Consider the following 19837-nt stretch of genomic DNA (forward strand, 5'->3'; position numbering starts at 1 on the left):
CCATTCAGTATCAATTACCCGACCAAGCCAATTTGAGCCTTCTTTTTAGTAAATGTTTTTTAATCTATCATTGTTAAGTTCTATATAATTACTTTTAACTCTTTTTATTAGAGCTGTTGCCATTCACCTAAAGCTAACAATTCGAATTTACGTAATCAAAGACTGTATAATTAAAATAAATTTCAGAATATAAACAGTACAAATCATTGACTTTTCCATTGATAATAAAGGTAGGATTACAAATAATAGTAAGTAGCAAAAACAGACAGCGCCATTTTTTATTTTTACTGTTATACAATCATATTTCCAAATCTTCGTGGTTGATCATGCTTGAACTTTATAACTGACTAAATCATAATACCTACTTCCGCATATAAGCCCTACAAACGAAAGAAGGTAAAATCAATATTCACTTTTGGATTGATTTATAAATAAAAATCTCTATTTACGCGAAAATCAGTTATTCGAAAATAAAACCTAAACCGTACTTTGTAATAATAAACCATTTACTTCTGAGCCTATTGCTAGCTAGTAGCTTACCCGGCCTGGCGCAAAAAGCGATTCCCGGCAAAATTGAAGCTGAAAGCTATTCTGCCAAACAAGGTGTAAGTACAGAAACTACGACCGACACTAATGGTGGGGTGGATGTGGGGTGGATTGGAAAACAAATCGTTGCATCCTGGCCACCCTGATCGCCGAATTTCCTGTGCTGAACCTTTGTGAAGTGGATGACGTCTACTTATCAGTTTTACTGACCATCAATCATCCATCAACAACGAGTCCATGCGTTTTTTTCTTTTCTTATCTAGCTTCTGGGTCCATGTAGCCTTCTCCCAATCGGCTATGGTGAAGGGGTTACTCCCGGCAAAATTTTCCGGGAAGCCGGTGCAATTAACCCTCATGAATTATGAAACACGCAAGGACAGGAAAGTCCAGGAAGTAGTTGCCGACGCTAAAGGATCATTTCAATTTACGATACCGCTGAAAGAACCGCTCATTTATACAATCAGCGTGGCGGATTCGGGACTGGTGCAGGTGGTAGCCAAGCCAGGTGATGCGCTCAAGTTGGAATTCAAAAAAGATGAAATCGTATGCTCCGGTTCTAAGGACACACAATACCTGATCGACTACGAGCGTAATCGCCGGGATGTGTTTGCTAAATACCTGAAGCGCACCTATGATTCATCGGCAGTAGCGGTAAAAAGTGGTAACAAGGCCCGGATTGAGTACTGGAACGTTGAGCACGAGAAAGCGTCTGAAAATTATAAAGCTGAGCTGGCCACCTGGGTTGAACAGCCTTTCTTTATCAACTCACTCGCTGCGGTTCATCACAGCATGCGCTGGCATTCGGATAATGACATCAACCTGATGGACCAGATGGTGGCCATCTTTCAGAAAAAATACCCTGGTTTTGAATTAACACGACAGCTTGTTAGCAAAGTGGCAGCTACCAAACGTATTGCATTAGGCGCTATAGCCCCGGAATTCATGGCAAAGGACACGGCTAACCATACCGTCGATTTGAAAAATTATCGAGGTAAATATACGCTGGTCGATTTCTGGGCTTCCTGGTGCGGCCCCTGCCGACAGGAAAGCCCAACGCTGGTGAGACTTTACAAAACGTACAAAGACAAAGGGTTTGCTATTTTAAGCGTGTCGATCGACACCGATAAATCCAGGTGGGTGAATGCTATCAAAAAAGATGGCTATACCTGGGAGAATGTATCTGAGTTGGATGGCTATTCGGGTTCAACGGCCGCGTTGTACACGGTTACCGCCATACCTAATAGTTTTTTGCTTGATAAAGACGGAAAAATTATCGCCAAAAATCTGAGGGGTAAAAACCTGGAGGACAAATTAATTGCGCTCATGGGCCAGTAACCAGGGAGAATGGAGGTAACTGGTAAAGAGAAGGTCAGGGAATATACCTATTGGGGCTTTCGTAGTTAGCGGCTTAATTTGGGCAATTACTAGAAAAGCCGCGTCAGCATAGGCTGAGCGCGGCTTTTCTAGTAACAACGAATGAACTGGACTAGATTAGGGCTGTCCTCCCCCACCAGCCGCTCCGTATACCTGGCCTGTAGCATAACTGCCATCATTAGCCGCCAGTTGAACGTAAATAGATGCCAGCTCGGCGGGTTGGCCAGGGCGGCCCAGCGGGGTATTTCCGCCGAAGGTTTTTAGCTTTTCCTGCGTGGCCCCACCGCTGGGTTGTAATGGTGTCCATATAGGGCCCGGCGCTACACCATTTACCCGAATACCCTTGGGGCCAAGCTGTTTAGCCAGCGACTTGACAAAATTCATCGTAGCCGCTTTGGTCTGCGCATAGTCGTATAAATTGGGCGAAGGGTCATAAGCCTGCTCGGATGTTGTTCCGATAATGGACGATCCGGGCGGCATGTGCGGTAAAGCGGCTTTAATAATCCAGAAGGGTGCATAAATGTTGGTTTTCATCGTCGCGTCAAAATCTTCCGAAGAGACATCCAGTATAGACTCCCGACTTTGCTGCCGGGCCGCATTACTCACCAGAATATCTAATCCACCCAATCCTTTTACGGCTTCCTCCACCAGTTGCTTACAGAACGCTTCGGTGCGGATATCGCCAGGAATAGCAATCGCTTTCCGGCCTTCTTTCTTGATTAAATCCACTACCTCCCTGGCGTCGGATTCCTCGGCCGGCAGATAGTTAATGGCCACATCGGCTCCTTCGCGGGCATAGGCAATTGCAGCGGCTCGACCCATGCCTGAATCTCCTCCGGTAATCAACGCTTTTCGGCCAAGTAAGCGCCCAGATCCTTTATAACTGGTCTCGCCATGGTCGGGACGCGGGTCCATTTTGCTGGCTAACCCTGGCCAGGGCTGCGGCTGGGGCTTAAATGGAGGTTTGGGATATTTCGTGGTCGGATCGACAAGCGGTGCCGGAGCCAATGACCCTACTACCTGAGACTCCGAATTGGCCAACACTGCCGGTGCCAGTACGGTAGCCGCCAGACCACTGCCAATGCCACCAATGAGCTGGCGTCGGCTGAGTTGATTTTCATTGATCATGGTTGTTTTCGTAAGTTGAGTAAGTGATTACTACTTGATATTATAGTTAGCCCGTAGGTTATATGCCTCAACGAGTCGTAGTAGCGTAAGGTTAGATTTTTCTTGCTATTTAATGAGGTAGGGCTTTTTGAAAGCACCGGCAGTAAACTCAAGTGCCCCGGCAGGCAACTGTTACTACGCTTCTCTACTAATTCATGCCATCTTTAAACGTCTATTCGATTGCAGTGTTGCCCTCACCCGTATTCAAACTGAATCAGTATACCACCAATCACCCACCCTCTTTATGAAACCAGGTTACCTGTTGATTCCTATGCTTTTCGGAATCGCTCTTTCGCCCACATTTGGACAGGAGCACTCGACTCAATACACCCAGGCGCGGCCTGGCAGAGCTGTGCTGGACATCGGAATCCGACTTCAGAAATCAATTAATCTGTATGCCGAAAATGGCCTTACGGTGCAGTATACTCACCCCAAACTGGCGTCCAGCCGATTGTATATCGGGCTCAGCTACGTTAGTTCGCGACTGGGAACAGCCTTTCACTCGAATGCCATTAAGCAGGACAACTACCTGGTCTCGGCTTCCTATTATTTCAGGCCTACATGGTTGATTCAACCCGTTGTCAAGGCGAATGTGGGCTACTTTGCCGCCCATTATGGAAGCCCCCTATTCGACGAATTAGCCAGAACCTCGCTGCTGGCGTCTCCTGAAGTTGGCCTGTGTTACTGCCCCAACTTTCCACTCAAAATCAACGCGTCTGTCGGCTATAACCTGCTTACCGGCAACGGTCTTTCAGGGCCAGGTACGTTGTATCCTGTTTTTGTCCAGACCAGTATCAGCTGGAACATTCTTAAAACGCCCAAAAACTAATATGAAAACAATCCTTAGTCTCTTGGTCCTACTTGTGATTACCCTGGCCTGTTCACCCGAACCCACCATCACAAAAGACATGCTGGATGGGGGAACCTTGTTCGATCCATCGCTCTACAAGCCAGCGAACTACCTGGTATCGAAAGCAATGCCAAACCCGACGCCTGAGCAGGCCAGGAAACCCGTTATTATTGCCTGTCATGGCTATTCGGCCACTACATTTGAGTGGGATGAATTTCGAAGCTGGTCCAGTGGCCGGACTGATTTTTACCTGTCGCAGGTGCTGCTGGGCGGACATGGGCGAAGTTACGACGACTTCAAAACGTCAACCTGGCACGACTGGCAGGCGGCCATTATGGATGAATATAGTCAGTTGGAAAAGGCTGGCTATCAAAATATCAACTTACTCACCTCCTCTACGAGTGGCGCTTTACTACTGGAATTGGTTGCTTCTGGCTACTTTGCCAACCACATTAAACCCCAGAATCTGCTGCTGGTTGATCCCATCGTAATTCCCTCCGACAAATCCTTATCGCTAATTGGGGCGCTTGGGCCTATGCTGGGTTATATTGAAACGAAACAGTCGGCTGATGAGGATAAAGTCTATTACCACTTTCGGCCCCAGGAAACCCTGCAACAACTCCAAAGTCTGCTGACCGTGGTTCGTCAGGATTTAGAGAAAGGAATAACGTTGCCTTCGGGCTGCAGTCTGAAGGTCTACAAGTCGAAAAAAGACCCATCAGCCGATCCGGTCAGCGCAGTACTGATCTATCAGGGCAGCCAAACCGCCGACGGAAAGCCGATAACCGTTGAGTTGATCGACTCTGAACTACATGTATACACACGCCTGAAACTTCGGGATTCGGTTACGGCCAAAGACCAGCAAAACCAGACGGCTACCTTTACAGACATTAGCAATCTGGTTATTGGTCGTTAGGTATTGGTTATTAGCTATCGACTATTATCTGACTATCAAACAAATAGCCAATAACAAATAAAATATTCAGTTATCCAGCCCCATCTTTTTTAGAAACTCGGGCTTTACCCGTCGGGCTACATCCACCTCGCTCCCATCTGTCATCATTAGGGTGCCTCCATCGCCCCGTCGATACTTAGTGATGTAGTTCAGGTTAACCAAGTGGGATTTATGCACCTTAAAGAAATGGTCATGGTCAATCAGCACCTGCTCAAATTCGGCCATTGAGCGCGAAGCCACCAACTCCTTTCGGTTAATAAAGTGAACCGTCGTGTAGCTGCCCATGGCCTCAATTCTGATGATGTCGTCGGAAGTAAACAGCAGAACACTTTCCAGGGTTGGAATAGGTATTTTCCTGACCCGCTCGCGCTCTTCCCGGATCATTTTGAGCACTTGCTGAAGTTCGTCGCTGGCGGTGGGTTGTGTCTGCTGCAATTGATTTTCCAGTACCAGATTATGTCGTTCAACCAACTGCTGGTTTTCGTCAAGTCGTTTAAGTGCCAGTTCCTGCGCCTGGCTGATACTGTTACGCAGTAAGTTGATTCGGTCAATCAACGCAAACGTAAGCAGAGTCACCTGGCAAACGGCCCCAATCTGATACCCATAGTAGGTTACTGTGTGATCGAAGGAGATAATATTGAATAGGGTAAGCACCAATAATAAAACTTCAACGATATAAATACCCCACCCCAGCAGGTAGAACCGGGCAGGCCGAAAGCCCCGGCGATACAGCCAAAATCCCGTGGCCAGAAACGACAGGAAGGTAACCAGAACAATTACGTTGAAGGCCATCTCGGCCGACTGAATACCCATTATTTTAGCCAAAACGACCCCAATGGCCAGGATACTAACCCCCTGATAAGCTCGATTAATATGGGGGTGAACGGCGCTGATGTTCAGGAAAGAAACCGAGAACGCAATACTGGTTAGCAACGTAAAGAGCCGAATGAGACTGGAGTTGATCCCATTGTTCATGTAGGGCATATCCCGCCAGAGAAGATCGAACAGGTACCCCTCAAATGTCAACAGTGTGAGTGCTGAGAAGATCACATGCAGGGTATACAGGAGGTAGGTTCGGTCATGCAGTGACACAAACATGAAAAAGCTAAACAGGGCAATCAACGCCATGACACCCACCACGAAGGCGTTGATCATTGTTTCGCGGTATACTTTTTGAACCACCGGCCGAATAGTACCCAGTTTAATGGGTAACACCAGCCCGTTCATATCCTTGAGCGCGATATACAACTGCCTGGGGTGCCGACCCAGATAAAGTGTGATACTATTAATGCCAAAATACCGGTTTGAAAATGGACGCAAGACCCCCGTCTCCAAAAAGTAAGTGGTATCCTCGCTGACAACGTAGGCATCGACAAAGTCAACATCCTGAGCTTCCAGGATGGCATAGACGGGTTCGTTGGTTTGATTGCCAATATCCCACTTAAGCCAGATTCGGGAGGAAGTAAATCCCAGGTTGATGACCTTATCCAGGCTGTTGGTAAACTGGGCATCCGGCATCTTACTAATCTGAACGTGGGAGAGTTGATTCGTTGTATCCTCAAAATAGCGAGCAAAAGAGCCCATCTCAAGCAACTCAGTGGCGCGGTCGTAACGGATAATTTGTTGAGCCTGTAAACAGACTGAGGTAAGCAGGTAAACGCAAAACAGGGCAAGTATACGGTTCTGCATTATTTTGGACAAAATAGCACCTTAAATATATTCAGTTTCTTTATTTGGGTAATATAAGTCTAAATTTCAGGAATCGGGTGCCTTTCGCCGATTTCGCCACTCGATTCCCAGTTTTTTCCGGATAATCCTCTATTAGCTACGCTTCCGGCCAGGCAGAATCATAAACTTGATGTCAAGCTGTTTTTAGACAGGCTTGGTTTGTAAGGACTTCCGGCGTGGATGTAGCCTGGTGCACCTCAGGTTATTTTTCTAAAGAAAATGGCCCAGAGTCCTAAAAATGCCATTCGTAGTTTCCCGCCGAAGATAAACTCAGACCTGCCGAAGGTAAACCGGCAACTTGATAGCCCGCTAGTATACGCTACGTTTGACCTGTTCCTTCCTGAAATAAGTCAATTTTTTTCAAGTTACTATGGCACGCCCAGTTATCCTCTCCCTTACTTTCCTGGTCAGTTTAATATGTATACCAGCCTGCCAGCGGCAACAAGCGTTGGTTCCACGCTCAAAGCCATACGACTATGCATCTGCTACTGAAGTTCAGGCTGAGATAAAAAACGCATCTCTATATACGTTAGCTATAATTTCGAAAATTGGCGAACAGCCCTACGACTCAGTTGCCACCAACAGTAGCCTGCAGGTGCAGCCTCAACCATCCACTAAGCCCGATGTTCAACTACGAAAGGGATTCCGGCAAGATACGCTTATTGCTCCAGCACACCAGCTAGCCCCTATTGAAACGGATCTGGATACGAAGGTTGCCCAAAAGCCGATGTACAATTCAACAAAACAGCAGGGCATTTCTACGCTGTTAGCTGTCGGACTAGCAGTGGTTGCCGTTACGAGTGGAACCTTTAAAATACCTAACCTACAGGATCACATTATACCTGGTCTGCTGTCTCTTATTGCTGGAACAATCGTATTCTTTATTCGTAAAGCGTCGGGTAAGTAGCTTTTTCCCCTTTGACTATATTTCACACTTTTGATCTCCACATTCACATGAAAACCCGCTACCTGGCAAAATTTACTTTCCGCTTCCTCATCCCATTTAGTAGTTGTTTTTCGGCCAATGCTCAACTAACCCAGACGTTACGGGGGCATGTTGTCGATAAGGAGTCCAAATTTCCATTGGCTGGTGCTACGGTTCAGATAATAGCTACTGGAAAGGGCATTTTGAGCGATACAACAGGGACATTTCGCCTGACAGGCGTGCCCCTGGGACGCCATACGGTGAAGGTTTCCCTGCTTGGCTACAAGGATATGTTGCTGAATGATATCCTCATTGATGCTGGACGGGAGAAGATCCTGGATATTGAGCTGGACGAGGACATCCGACAGTTAGCTACTGTTACCGTAGCCGCCCAACGGACTGGCGAAGCCCGTAATGAAATGGCCGTTGTATCGGCCCGTCAGTTTTCGGTGGATGAAACAAACCGCTATGCCGGTAGCCGGGGTGAACCCGCTCGTATGGCGTCCAACTTTGCCGGGGTTCAGGGCGCTGATGACGCTCGGAACGACATTGTAATCCGGGGGAATTCGCCACAGGGCGTACTTTGGCGCGTTGACGGTATCAACATCCCCAACCCAAACCACTTTGCCATTGCCGGTACATCGGGCGGGCCCGTCAGTATTATCAACAATCGGTATCTGGCTAATTCCGACTTTTTTACGGGTGCGTTTCCCGCTGAATTTGGGAATACAGTAGCAGGCGTGTTTGACCTGAAACTACGAAACGGCAACAACGAGCGACACGAAAAAATGATTCAGTTTGGCTTTCTGGGTACTGAAGCCATGGCGGAAGGCCCCCTATCAAAAAAATCGAAGTCGTCTTATCTGGCAACCTATCGGTATGCCAATCTGTGGTTATTTAATAAACTGGGTATCGACATTGGCACGCAGGCTGTACCGGCCTATCAGGATGGCTTTTTTCGAGTTAACTTTCCGCAGAAAGATGGCGGAAACCTGTCACTTTGGGCATTGGGTGGAACCAGCACGGTCAATATCCTCATTAGTCAGCAGGAAGTAAACGATCGTAATATCTTCGGCAATAACGACCGCGATCAGTATTATACCTCACGGATGGGCGTGGCCGGGCTAACCTATACGAAGCCACTCAATCGAAACACGTTCTGGAAAGCTACGCTGGCCGTATCCGGCAACGCCCAGATTGCTAACCATAACTATTTGTTTCTGGAAAAAGATAAGCGTGGCAATCCACTCGTTCAGAATAGCCGGTATGTAATCGACTCACTCAGACCCATTCTGGATTACCGATTCTCGGAAGTCAAGTATTCGTTATCGACTTTCCTAACGCATAAACTCAGTAACCGGTCGACGGTTAAAGCGGGGATGAACACCGATTTGTACCACTTTCGGGCCTTCGACAGTGTACGAACGTTTACGGATATCAACGCCACTACGTTCGGTCCCTGGCGCACGCGCTGGAATACGAATACTGGCTTCGCGCTTGTGCAACCCTACGTCAGTTATCGCAACCAGCTGACAGAGAATCTATCGCTGACAGTTGGCCTGAATGCACTCTGGTTCACCCTTAATCGCTACAGTTTATCGCCCGTTGAACCGCGCATTGGCGTAAGCTGGGCGTTGCCCAATCGTCAGAAACTGAGTCTGGCCGCTGGGTTGCACAGTCAGATTCAGCCTGTTTATTCCTATTTCTATGGCGCAGATCTCAATAGTCAATCGGCATCCGGGCAATTGGCTAATCGGACTATGGGCCTGACCAAAAGCTGGCATTATGTGGCCAGTTATCAGCGGCTTATAGGTCGTAACATTCGGTTACTGATTGAGGGATATTTCCAGCGACTGTTTGCCATCCCGGTTGAGCAGGGGCGGTCATCGTTTTCAATGGTAAATACCGGAGCGGCCTTCTCCCGAATCTTGCCTGGCCCCCTCGTCAACACGGGTACAGGTCGAAATTACGGCGTTGAGCTAACGGTGGAGAGGTTTTTTAGTAACCACTATTACTTTCTGCTGACGGGTTCACTTTTCGATGCCCAATACAAAGGTTCAGACGGGATATTGCGAAATACCGACTTTAATGGCCGTTACGCATTCAATGCGCTAGTTGCCCGAGAAATTACTTTTCGTCGGTCATCGCTTACCCTTGGGTTTAAGTTTACAACCACCGGAGGGCGCTGGTATGGCCCCGTTGATGAGCAGGCATCCCGGCTAAATCAGGAGATTGTTTACCAGAGTGAAGGCCGGAATACGGCTCAGTTCGCACCGTACCGGCGTTTTGATCTCAAAGTCGATTATAAATTAAATCGAAAAACACAGAACAACAAGGGGCTGACGCACACGATTTCGGTAGATTTCGTCAATGTGCTGGGGGTTCAAAATATTCTATCGCTGAGCTATGCGCCACAACCCGATGGAACAGTTGTCAAGAAAGAATACCAGTTGGGCTTCCTGCCTGTTTTTCTATATCGAATTGACTTTTAGAATAATAGAAGAATCCAGGTATACCTACTCAGTCGGGAAGACCAATGCAACGTTGGCGAATGGGCTAAATTTAGGAGCTCCATATTGATTCAGAATCGTTCACGAAACACGGTACCTATATAAAGGCAACACGAATAAGCATATGCTGAAATGATCACAATCGAATTCAGGGGTTTCTATGCGTCCGCATGTACTCATTTCTTTCCTTCATAATGAATAGGTAGTTGGTCCCCAAATTGGGATAGAATCCTAAAATGGCTACCACTTCATGCCAATAGTCGTAGAGAAACCAGTGTAAATCCAGCGCTTTCGCTTCTTGGATTTGCTCGAAGGCTGCAATCATGGCCTTATCCTGAAGTGGATGAGCCTTTCGAATGACAAACTTTAATCCAGCATACATCGCATTCAGTTCAGAAGGACTAAACGCTACGCCCCACTGTCGGGGCAGAACCCCTGGAAAGACTACCTCCGTTGCAATGAACGTCTTGATATATTCTTTCAATAAATGTATGTTTTTAGGGGAGGATATAGTGAATGTTTTCATACATGAAACAGTGCTAAAACCTTGCCAACGTACATTTTTTTAGCATGAACAAGCGAATTATTATTATATTTTTTTTGTGCACTAAAAAACTATAAATCTGTTATTTACTCCTCTTAATCAATAATAAACTATTATTAACCTTTTAAACATTATCAACTACATTTAACTCCTCACTAATATGACACATATCTGTATACTTACTCCTATTATTAAACAACAAAAAGTTATCCATTTAAGGCAACATCTGATCAAAACCACTTAAAGCCGAAGGCATTAGCTAAGCAGTTGTATAATCAGTGTAACACAATCTCTGCCCTAAAAACACAGTAATCACAATTCGCTGCCCTAGATTTGCTGCAAATTGACTAGATGATTTAGTCTGGCGATTCATAAAGACACAGTGCCGCCCAATAAATAAGTTACCATATATTAATTTATACCTCCATATTGTTATCATATTCGTGATAAGTTATGGGTTTAGGTTAAAGTAATTACGTACTGAAATACTGACTTTTTTTAAGTCAGTATTTTTTTTAACAAAAAAGCCCCGCCAATTATGACGGGGCTAATAACGTTAAAGTTGAGCTACACCTATGGGTTAGATTGATAGTTCTTCCCTTAAGACGTAAAAAATTCAATTGGGACACAAAAACGTTGATACTATTTGTGCCAACGTTCCATCTAGCCCATAAGAGCTCGCAAAGTGCCAGATCGGCAAATCACAAGTAGTCCTACCTTAATGGCAAAGTCAGAGATATATAGTCTATTGATAATCTCTACAAATCTGGTGATCTGCCCCATACTATCATCATTTCGTACCACTTAATAGATACAGCCAACAATTTGGTTAAACAGTAAAAGCAAGCGAGTTATACCGAATCAACGTTATGCAACTTGTTTAATGGAAACGTCTCGACTTATCTTCATTGTTGATGATGAAACTGATTATCTGTTCTTACTCCAAGCGCTGTTTGCCCGATTTTACCCAACCTATACGGTTCGCTTCTTTACTAGTGGCAAGGCTTTATTAAACGAGCTTCATCGTTTGTCCGAGCAGCCAGACTTAATTCTATTGGATCGGCATATGCCTGAACCAGATGGCCACCAGACCTTACTTGCCTTAAAACAACATCCAGCCTTCCAACTAATTCCAGTAGTGATGATGAGCGCCCAGGCTACAACCGAAGAGATTAATGGTTGTTACCAGGCAGGGGTTAATTCGTTTCTACTGAAAAGTCTGGATATACACTCACTCAAACAAAACCTAACCGTACTATGCCAGTATTGGCTGGAACTCAATCTGGTAGCCAGGTATATGTAAGTCTCTAACCACCTGCTTCAGCTCGTCAATCTCAGCTTGCTGTTTCTGCTGTACCCAACAACCGTTTTTCCTGCTGAAGAGCATCCCGACTGAGATCAGAACAACAGATTACCAAGACAAGAAAGTCTACAATAAGTCACTAAAACACTAAATCAATCCCTCATTCTAACCTAATTGCCCTTTTGTGGTTAATAAGCTAGAGAAACATAACTCGCTACGGCAATGGCAAAACGTAAAATGATACTTCCGCCGACCCGAAATGAGCTAGCCGCTCAGGAGATTCAGTCCAATCAGGTATTTGCGCTTGATAACGTTACCCAGTTACGACAGGCCGTCGATCAGGCCGTCTATGGCGAACTTCAGGCGAACATGCCCACTGATACAGAGCGAGCCCAAACCGTTGAAGGGTTAACAACGCTTGGTCAAATGGGGCTTTTGACCGAAACGGATCTAGATGAAGCCAGAAAAGGTTATTTATAAATCAGCTTACCTGATTACTATTCAGATTGTTCGCTTAATATTCCATGGAAACTATCTACGACTGGCTCCTCCACAATATAGGCAATGAGGGCAATTACCTAACCATTCTGAATGTTCAGCGCCAATTAGCGAATAACGAACTGGACGGACTCGATGTAATGGCTCGTACCAAAGACTTCAAGGTGATTAACCTGTTTATTCAACCCACAATAAAGCAGGATTCAGTATCGGATGAGGGGAAGGGAAGAACACCGAAAGAAGATTATTTCTTTGGAGAGCCAGGCCAGGTAATTACCTATTTATCAGAAGGTAAAACTATCGACTTAACAGCTGATTCAGCGTCAGCGCACATTCACATTGGTATTCTGGAACCGGTTGGCAATGCGGGTTCCGTTAGTTTTCCTCCCAGGTAATTTACGGTTGATTTGCTATTGGGCTACAAACGGTAGCCCACAGGTTAAGCGCCTTATGGCCCGTCTAAGCCTACACAACAGAATCAACTGAATGGGCTAACCCTACTATAGCGTAAATTATCTAAACACCATAGCTACTAAAGCGCTTACTTCATCAGAGTAAGCGCTTTTTTATTTATACCTACTTGAGCCTAAACGCAACCTTACTCAGTATCTCTCCGTATTAGCAATATCATTGGCGGATGCTTTTCATCGCGAAAATGCAGAACCCGTAGTTACCTTTTCAGGTTCGACCGCTTACTGGCTATTCACATATGGATACTTACACCTTAATGAACAATCGCTCCTACTCCAATCAATGGGAATGTACCAATGTGGTAACTGAATGGTGCAAATCGATGGCGACTTTTCATGACTGTTATTACAAAGTAGTAGCTCATCTTAACGAAAATAAACATAGGCATGTAAGCCTGCCTTCTGGCCTATGCACCCAGGAACCGCTACGAGTACTTTTGATGACAATGCAGGTGGAACTGGAAACACTCGTTCAACATGCGGATCGCCTTGATGCCTGCACACCTACGGCTCGGAAACAATTCACGAAAGAGCTGTCTATTCACACAAAGCACCTGAACCAGTTAAACCAGCGAGCGGTCTTACTGCTTGTTAGCCAACTGGCTAACTAAGTTTATAACCGTATTTTCGGCTCTCCCCGTAGCTGAAAAATCAAAGAAGTCAATTGGATCAAGACACCTGCCACCCTTTAGAAACTACCATCGAATACCTTATTCGTTTTCAGGTCCTTCAATAAAAATGAGTTGACCGTACCGATGCCTGAAAAGCGAATCCTGACGCCGTACACGCGCTGAAGTGGCGTTGTGTAGTGCGTTTCGTAAACCATCCGCTTGTTAATAAAAATTCGAACCCGCTTATTCACGACTTCCAGTTTTAGCGCCCCACCCGAACGAAGATCGGCCCCCAGGAAACTCAGATCGTCACGCTGGCCATTTTTTAACAGATCAGACGTCTGTAAATTGGTCCAGTGAACACAGCCGGGCTTTATGATATCGAATAAATGCTGCGACGACTCGCCCCACACCGTAAGCCCCACCTGCGAACAGCGAACGCCCGCCCGGTCAGGGGATGTTTGTACCTGGGTTATCAGTTCAAAATTATCTCCGTCGATGGCAGACGGATGGCTATTGATAAACTCCATAAAAAAGGTCCGGTTGGTATCAATACCGGCATGCGCTGCCTCCCGGGCGCTAACACTCCGCTGCCCATTGCCAAACAGATGTCGAACCTCAATGGGATATACCCGCGTGGTATCATGCATCATATTGGCGGTCACTGTCCACCCTTTTGTCTGTAGGTAAATCATAGCGGTATCCATGTTCTTGCCATTTCGTTGCAGGACAGCGAAATAGCGACCCGGCCGCTCATAGTAATGGGTATACAGGCTATCCGACGAGTTTATACGTTCTTTTTTACCATCCCCGTATTGAATCATATAGGTATCTGACTCATCCGTACCGGGAGTCGGTCGTCGAACGGCAAACACGGCCGAATGGGGATTTTCGCCAAATGGATTCCGACAAATGAAGTGCACAGGTTCGCTGGCTTTCGTAGCTCGGTTCAGAAAAAACAAAAGCCCTACGGCCAGCGCAGCAACGCTAATCAATGTGGGCAACAACCACGTTCGTTTACCAGTCGATTCTGGGATTGGACTATCCAGAACAAGGGCAACTGGCTTCTCGATCGGTGGTTCGATTTTGCTAACCGCAGTTCGCTCGATCAATTCCTGTAGTTGAACGAACGACTCCCAATCCGTATACCCTATGTAAATCGCCAGCGCATCCCGGGTCGCTTTTTGCGGATAGTAGCGGGAGTCCGTTTTGATCTTGCCAAAAATTCGCTTCAGCGTATTCGGACTAATGCGTACACGGGTTTTCCTGAAAAGGATCTGGCTTAAACTAACGTAGTCGCTGTTTATCCACTTTTCCCAGTCAGGCTTTCCGTACGTTTCGCTGACACGCTGACAACAAACGTCTACATGATAGAGAAGTTCAGCCTTGCCATGTTGTCCATTTTCCGTGATCATACACCGTAAAACACTGCCTATTAGACCGTTAGCTTGTCCATAATTTCGGATAACAAAATGGCTAAGGCCATCCCACCATCTCCCTATAGTCCAAAACTACCTTTGTATTCTCGCATTTACCTAAATCCAGTCGCGGGAACAATTGGTATAAAAACTATAAATATCTGAATATTATGCGACAAAAACTTTTACTGGGTTTCGTTGTTTTTTTGGGGTGGTTATCTCCCCTGTTGGCGCAGGCGGGGCCACTGAACGACAGGATCGACGATCGGGTTATTACGGGTACCATCACCGACGAAAAAGGGACTACGTTACCAGGCGTCAGCATCCTGCTGAAAGGCACCGGCCCAACGGGTCGGCAACGTGGAACCGTTACGGATGGGAAGGGACAATTTAGTCTGTCTGTCCCTGATAAAGGGGCTGTCGTCGTGATTAGTTTCGTCGGGTATCTCAGTCAGGAAGTAGCCGTTGGCAATCGGACGAGTATCGACATTCAGCTTTCTCCCGACTTAAAAGCCCTGGAAGAGGTCATTGTTGTGGGCTATGGTACGCAACGAAAAATTGAAACCACCGGTGCCATTGCCTCCGTAAAAGCGGCCGACCTTCTGCAAACCCCCGTAGCGAACGTAGCGCAAGGGTTACAGGCGCGGGTGGCGGGTGTACAAATCACGCAAAACTCCGGTGCGCCTGGTGGTAACGTCAGCGTCCGAATCCGGGGAACGAACTCCATTAACGGCAGCTCAGAACCGCTCTATGTAATCGACGGCATTCAGATTTCCAACAGTGGTGGCATCAACGACGTGAGTCCACTTTCGCAAATTAACCCCAATGATATCGAGTCGATCGAAGTCCTGAAAGATGCTTCATCCACCGCCATTTATGGAGCGCGGGCTGCCAATGGGGTTGTACTCATCACCACAAAACGCGGCAAAGATGGGAACACGCGGGTTAGTTACGATGGCTACGGCGGAGTGCAGCAGGTGAATAAAACGCTGGATGTGCTGAATGCCTCGCAATTTGCGCAACTCGAAAATGAGGTCTACAAACGGGCAATTTACGCTGACCCAACCACCCTGGGCCAGGGCACGAACTGGCAGAATCTGATTTTCCGAAAAGTCCCCATTCAAAGCCACCAGCTTTCCGTCTCGGGCGGAAACCAGAAAACCCAACTGGCGCTCTCACTGAACTATTTCAATCAGGACGGCATCATTAAAAACTCCAACTTTACCCGCTACTCCTTCCGCTCCAACATCGACCATCGCCTTACTGACAAAGTTCGAATTGGGACTAGCTTATATTATGGCTATTCGGTGAATAACGGTGTAAGTGCCGGTGGTACCGGATCGGACGTGACCAGCAGCCGGGGTGGTGTTTTAGGTGCCACTGTGGCTGCTCCGCCAACGCTGGTCCCTTACCGGGCAGATGGCAGCGTGTTTCCGTTTCAGGACCAGATGAACGGTCAGTACCAGGAAGTATCCAATCCACTGAATTTTATCACGCCCATCAACCGGCAGACAACCCAGCGGATTCTGGCCAACGTATACGTTGAGTTTGCGCTGTTCAAAGGCTTTACCTACCGTCCTAGTTTCAACGCCGATCTGGGTACTACACTGAATGAGTACTATTCACCTTTGTCCTTGTTGAGTGTATCTCAATTAGCCTCGGGCGGGGGTAACGCCACCAATACCAGTTCCTACGGCCGGACGTTGCTACACGAAAGCATATTCACCTACCGAACCCGACTTGCTACCAACCATACCCTTACGGCAACGGCAGTACTAGCCACGCAAGCCAATGTTAATCAGGGCTATACGCAAACGGCTTCTAATTTCCCGAACGATGTAACCGAGAACAATTCCGTTGGATTAGCCGTGAACCAGCGCATCAGCAGTGATAAAAGTAAATCCCGACTGGACTCGTACCTGGGCAGGATTAACTATGGGTACAAGGACAAGTATTTCCTGGATTTAACAGCTCGTGCCGATGGCTCCAGTAAGTTTGGAGAGAACAATAAATACGGATTTTTTCCAGCCGTAGCGGGTGCCTGGCGAATTGTGGAGGAATCGTTTATGAAGTCGGTGCCGGTTATTTCTGATTTAAAACTGCGCGGAAGCTGGGGTATCACCGGGAACGCCGGAGCCATTGATCCCTATCAATCGCTGGCCACGGTGAGTGCTTCGGGCCTGAATTACAATTACAACCATAACCCCGTAACGGGCATCAATCCCGCTGCGATTCCAAACCCGGATTTGAAATGGGAACGATCAACACAGGTAGATATTGGTCTGGATGTGAGTCTGTTCAACAGCCGCCTGTCATTGGTAGCTGATTACTATAACAAACGGACGGATAATCTCCTGTTTCAGAAAGTGTTACCGATGTCGTCGGGCTATACAGCGCTGACCGGCAATTTCGGTTCGATCCAGAATCGAGGGCTTGAACTAGCGCTAAATGGGCGGATTATACCGGGTGGTGGCCGGTCTCTTCAGTGGGATGCCTCGGCCAATATCACCTTCAATCAGAACAAGGTACTGGCCCTCGATGGCATTCTGGATGAACTCCCCCGCTCGGCGTATGCCTTGCTTAAAGTCGGCTACCCGATGGGCCTGTATCGAACCTACGTCTTTGACGGCATCAGCCAGACGGGCGAGACTATTCTATCCGGCTATGACGGACGACTGGGTGGCCAGAAAGTAAAGGATATAAACGGCGATGGGACTATTACAGCCGCCGATCAGGTGTTAGCAGGTAACGCACAACCCAATTTTATCTTCGGTTTTTCAACCTCCCTCCGCTACCGGGGTTTCGATCTGAGTCTGTTTGTTCAGGGTGTACAGGGCAATAAACTCATGAACCTGTTCCGCTATACGTTCGAAACGGCGCTGGGGCAGCAGAATGTACTGGCCACGCTGGCCAATCGCTGGTCGCCTACGAATCCGAGTAACGAGTATGCCAGCGGATTTCAGGGCGGTCGGTTACCGCTTTCGGATCGGTACATTGAGGATGCTTCGTTTATTCGTTTGAAGAACATTTCGCTGGGCTACACCCTGCCTAAAATCAAAGGAATTAGCCAGATTCGTCTGTATGTCAGCGCCAACAATGCCCTCACGCTCACGAAGTATTCCGGCTTCGATCCAGAAGTGAACAACTTCGGCAATGCAACCACGCAGTTCATTGATAACGGTACGTATCCCATTGCCCGCTCGTATTTAGGTGGTCTACAGGTAACATTCTAAACCGGGATTTATATGATTTAACTGACCGACTATGATTTTAGCAATCTGATATTGCTTTCAAAGAAAGCTAGTTTATGAAATCATAGTCAGTCAGCTAAATCATATAAATCCTGGTTCAGACAATCTCTCTAAACTCATGAAAAAACAACTTCTGCTGCTACTGGCTTTGTCGGGCCTCACGTGTTCGTGCAGCAAACTGGGCGAATCGGTATATTCCTCCATTTTTACGACTAACTTTTACAAAACCGCTTCCGATGCCGAAGCGGGAATTACCGCATCGGCCGGTTCACTCATCAATGTCTACGGATTTCCGCTAGTGGCCGCTTCCGATTTCGCTGCCGATCAGGCCTATCCTCGTGCCGTAGTGGGTCGGAATACCCTGACGCTATTTACCTACGACCCTTACTTCACGGCTCAGCGTAACTCAGGACGTCATGAAACCGAAGGGCCACAGGGCGTCTGGCGATTTAGCTACAAGGGTATTGAAAACGCGAACTGGGTGATCGAGAAAGTCCCTACGATTCAGATGGACGCCCAGCGCCGGACCGAGATTGTGGCCGAAGCCTATGCACTCCGGGGCTTATACCACTGGCTTCTCACCAAAACGTTCAACGAGATTCCGGTGAAAACGAAAGCCAGCACCAGCGAAACCGAAGCGCTCATTCCCAAAAGTTCGCGTGCCGACATTTACAAACAGATTTACAGCGATTTAGATCAGGCCATTACTGGGTTGCCGTCCTATTCTGGCAGTCTGGTCAAAGGACGCCCCTCAAAAGAAGCCATCCAGGGCCTCTATGCCAAAGTCGCCTTGTATAATGAGGACTGGGCCAAATCGTTGCAGTTGGCGCAGGCCGTTATCAGTTCGGGCAAATACTCGCTGATGCCGAATGTACTGGACGTATTTGATGTCGATAAGGAAGATGCGGCTCGGGTCGAAAATATGTGGGCGGTTGAAGCCGATCGGGTTACGCCCAGCCGCTGGTTGACGGTTATGGGCATTGCAGGGCCCAAAAACAGTAGCGGACCCGATTACGCCAAAGTATCGTTCGGGTCGTGGTTTGCCTATCAGGCTTTCTTTGATTCGTTCGATCCAAAAGACAAGCGACGCCAGTTACTGGACACGACCTATCGCGATGTGTCGGGGAAGATCGTTCTCCAGAAAGACGTCACACCCGTAACACCGAAAGGGGTACTCATTCGCAAATACCGCGACCCCAATTCCATCGGCGAAGCCAACAACTGCAATTTCCCAATCATCCGGTTGGCTGATGTTTACCTGGTTGCGGCCGAAGCCGAAGCGCGTCAGAATGGCGTTACCGCTTTAGCCTATGGCTACATCAACACCATTCGCAAGCGGGCGGGTCTGAGCGATCTGACGCCAGGCCTGAGCAAAGACGCCTTTATTGCGGCCGTTCTGCAGGAACGCTCCTGGGAACTGTTTGCCGAAGCCGATCGCTGGTTCGATCTTACCCGAACCAATACGTTCATGACCGTTATTTCCAAAGCCGTCAACGATGTATATCCCGTTCGAACACCACAGGCCAAGCATCGCTATTATCCAATCCCACTGGAAGAACTACAGGCTAACCCTAAATTAACACCCAGCCCAGGTTGGGAGTAAATAAAATAGAACACAGATTATTATGATCTATATGGTTAATTATGATCAATCATATAGATCATAATAATCTGCGTTCTATCTCAT

The 19837-nt window shown here is 47.2% G+C and carries 15 protein-coding genes; 11 read left to right on the top strand and 4 right to left on the bottom strand.

The features are described from left to right. The first annotated feature begins 900 nt into the window (after positions 1-900). A complete protein-coding gene (locus EXU85_RS24570; RefSeq protein ID WP_168207865.1) occupies positions 901-1881 on the top strand; it encodes a peroxiredoxin in 981 nt (326 codons plus the stop codon). A 156-nt stretch (positions 1882-2037) separates the two neighbouring features. Here the strand turns inward: EXU85_RS24570 and EXU85_RS24575 are convergent, their stop codons facing one another. Then, positions 2038-3048 (bottom strand): SDR family oxidoreductase, encoded by a 1011-nt coding sequence (locus tag EXU85_RS24575; protein WP_142774624.1) that lies wholly within the window; start codon positions 3046-3048, stop codon positions 2038-2040. A gap of 283 nt (positions 3049-3331) precedes the next feature. Between EXU85_RS24575 and EXU85_RS24580 the strand changes: the two genes are divergently transcribed. Beyond that, positions 3332-3916: a hypothetical protein gene (locus EXU85_RS24580; RefSeq protein ID WP_246859230.1), complete on the top strand. Its 585-nt coding sequence runs from the start codon at positions 3332-3334 to the stop codon at positions 3914-3916. 1 nt (position 3917) lies between these two features. Beyond that, positions 3918-4853: a carboxylesterase gene (locus EXU85_RS24585; RefSeq protein WP_142774625.1), complete on the top strand. Its 936-nt coding sequence runs from the start codon at positions 3918-3920 to the stop codon at positions 4851-4853. A gap of 66 nt (positions 4854-4919) precedes the next feature. Here EXU85_RS24585 and EXU85_RS24590 read toward each other — a convergent pair whose 3' ends face one another. Continuing rightward, positions 4920-6581 carry a 7TM diverse intracellular signaling domain-containing protein gene (locus tag EXU85_RS24590; protein WP_142774626.1) on the bottom strand — a complete coding sequence of 554 codons (1662 nt, stop codon included), beginning with the start codon at positions 6579-6581 and terminating at the stop codon, positions 4920-4922. A gap of 409 nt (positions 6582-6990) precedes the next feature. Here EXU85_RS24590 and EXU85_RS24595 point away from each other — a divergent pair, with 409 nt between their 5' ends. Continuing rightward, positions 6991-7527 carry a hypothetical protein gene (locus EXU85_RS24595; RefSeq protein WP_142774627.1) on the top strand — a complete coding sequence of 179 codons (537 nt, stop codon included), beginning with the start codon at positions 6991-6993 and terminating at the stop codon, positions 7525-7527. A gap of 47 nt (positions 7528-7574) precedes the next feature. Next, positions 7575-10037 (top strand): TonB-dependent receptor, encoded by a 2463-nt coding sequence (locus EXU85_RS24600; protein WP_142774628.1) that lies wholly within the window; start codon positions 7575-7577, stop codon positions 10035-10037. 166 nt (positions 10038-10203) lie between these two features. Here the strand turns inward: EXU85_RS24600 and EXU85_RS24605 are convergent, their stop codons facing one another. After that, positions 10204-10581, bottom strand: coding sequence for a hypothetical protein (locus EXU85_RS24605; RefSeq protein WP_142774629.1), 378 nt, complete (start codon positions 10579-10581; stop codon positions 10204-10206). Positions 10582-11482: 901 nt separating this feature from the next. Between EXU85_RS24605 and EXU85_RS24610 the strand changes: the two genes are divergently transcribed. The 4 genes from EXU85_RS24610 to EXU85_RS35495 all read left to right on the top strand — a co-directional run bounded on the left by EXU85_RS24610 (position 11483) and on the right by EXU85_RS35495 (position 13481). After that, entirely contained in the window at positions 11483-11902 is a 420-nt protein-coding gene (locus tag EXU85_RS24610) for a two-component system response regulator (RefSeq protein WP_142774630.1), read from the top strand. A 222-nt stretch (positions 11903-12124) separates the two neighbouring features. Next, positions 12125-12382, top strand: a complete 258-nt coding sequence (locus tag EXU85_RS24615) for a hypothetical protein (RefSeq protein WP_142774631.1) — start codon at positions 12125-12127, stop codon at positions 12380-12382. A 44-nt stretch (positions 12383-12426) separates the two neighbouring features. Next, positions 12427-12795, top strand: a complete 369-nt coding sequence (locus EXU85_RS24620; RefSeq protein WP_142774632.1) for a hypothetical protein — start codon at positions 12427-12429, stop codon at positions 12793-12795. A 314-nt stretch (positions 12796-13109) separates the two neighbouring features. Continuing rightward, positions 13110-13481 carry a hypothetical protein gene (locus tag EXU85_RS35495; RefSeq protein ID WP_168207866.1) on the top strand — a complete coding sequence of 124 codons (372 nt, stop codon included), beginning with the start codon at positions 13110-13112 and terminating at the stop codon, positions 13479-13481. Positions 13482-13558: 77 nt separating this feature from the next. Here EXU85_RS35495 and EXU85_RS24625 read toward each other — a convergent pair whose 3' ends face one another. Beyond that, entirely contained in the window at positions 13559-14896 is a 1338-nt protein-coding gene (locus EXU85_RS24625) for a hypothetical protein (RefSeq protein ID WP_142774633.1), read from the bottom strand. A 173-nt stretch (positions 14897-15069) separates the two neighbouring features. Between EXU85_RS24625 and EXU85_RS24630 the strand changes: the two genes are divergently transcribed. After that, the gene (locus EXU85_RS24630; protein WP_142774634.1) at positions 15070-18132 is read left to right on the top strand and encodes a TonB-dependent receptor; all 3063 of its coding nucleotides are present in this window, start codon (positions 15070-15072) and stop codon (positions 18130-18132) included. A gap of 136 nt (positions 18133-18268) precedes the next feature. Further along, positions 18269-19753: a RagB/SusD family nutrient uptake outer membrane protein gene (locus EXU85_RS24635; RefSeq protein ID WP_142774635.1), complete on the top strand. Its 1485-nt coding sequence runs from the start codon at positions 18269-18271 to the stop codon at positions 19751-19753. The last annotated feature ends 84 nt before the right edge of the window (positions 19754-19837 follow it).

The sequence above is a fragment of the Spirosoma sp. KCTC 42546 genome, from assembly GCF_006965485.1.
In the GTDB taxonomy this organism is placed as follows: Bacteria; Bacteroidota; Bacteroidia; order Cytophagales; family Spirosomataceae; genus Spirosoma.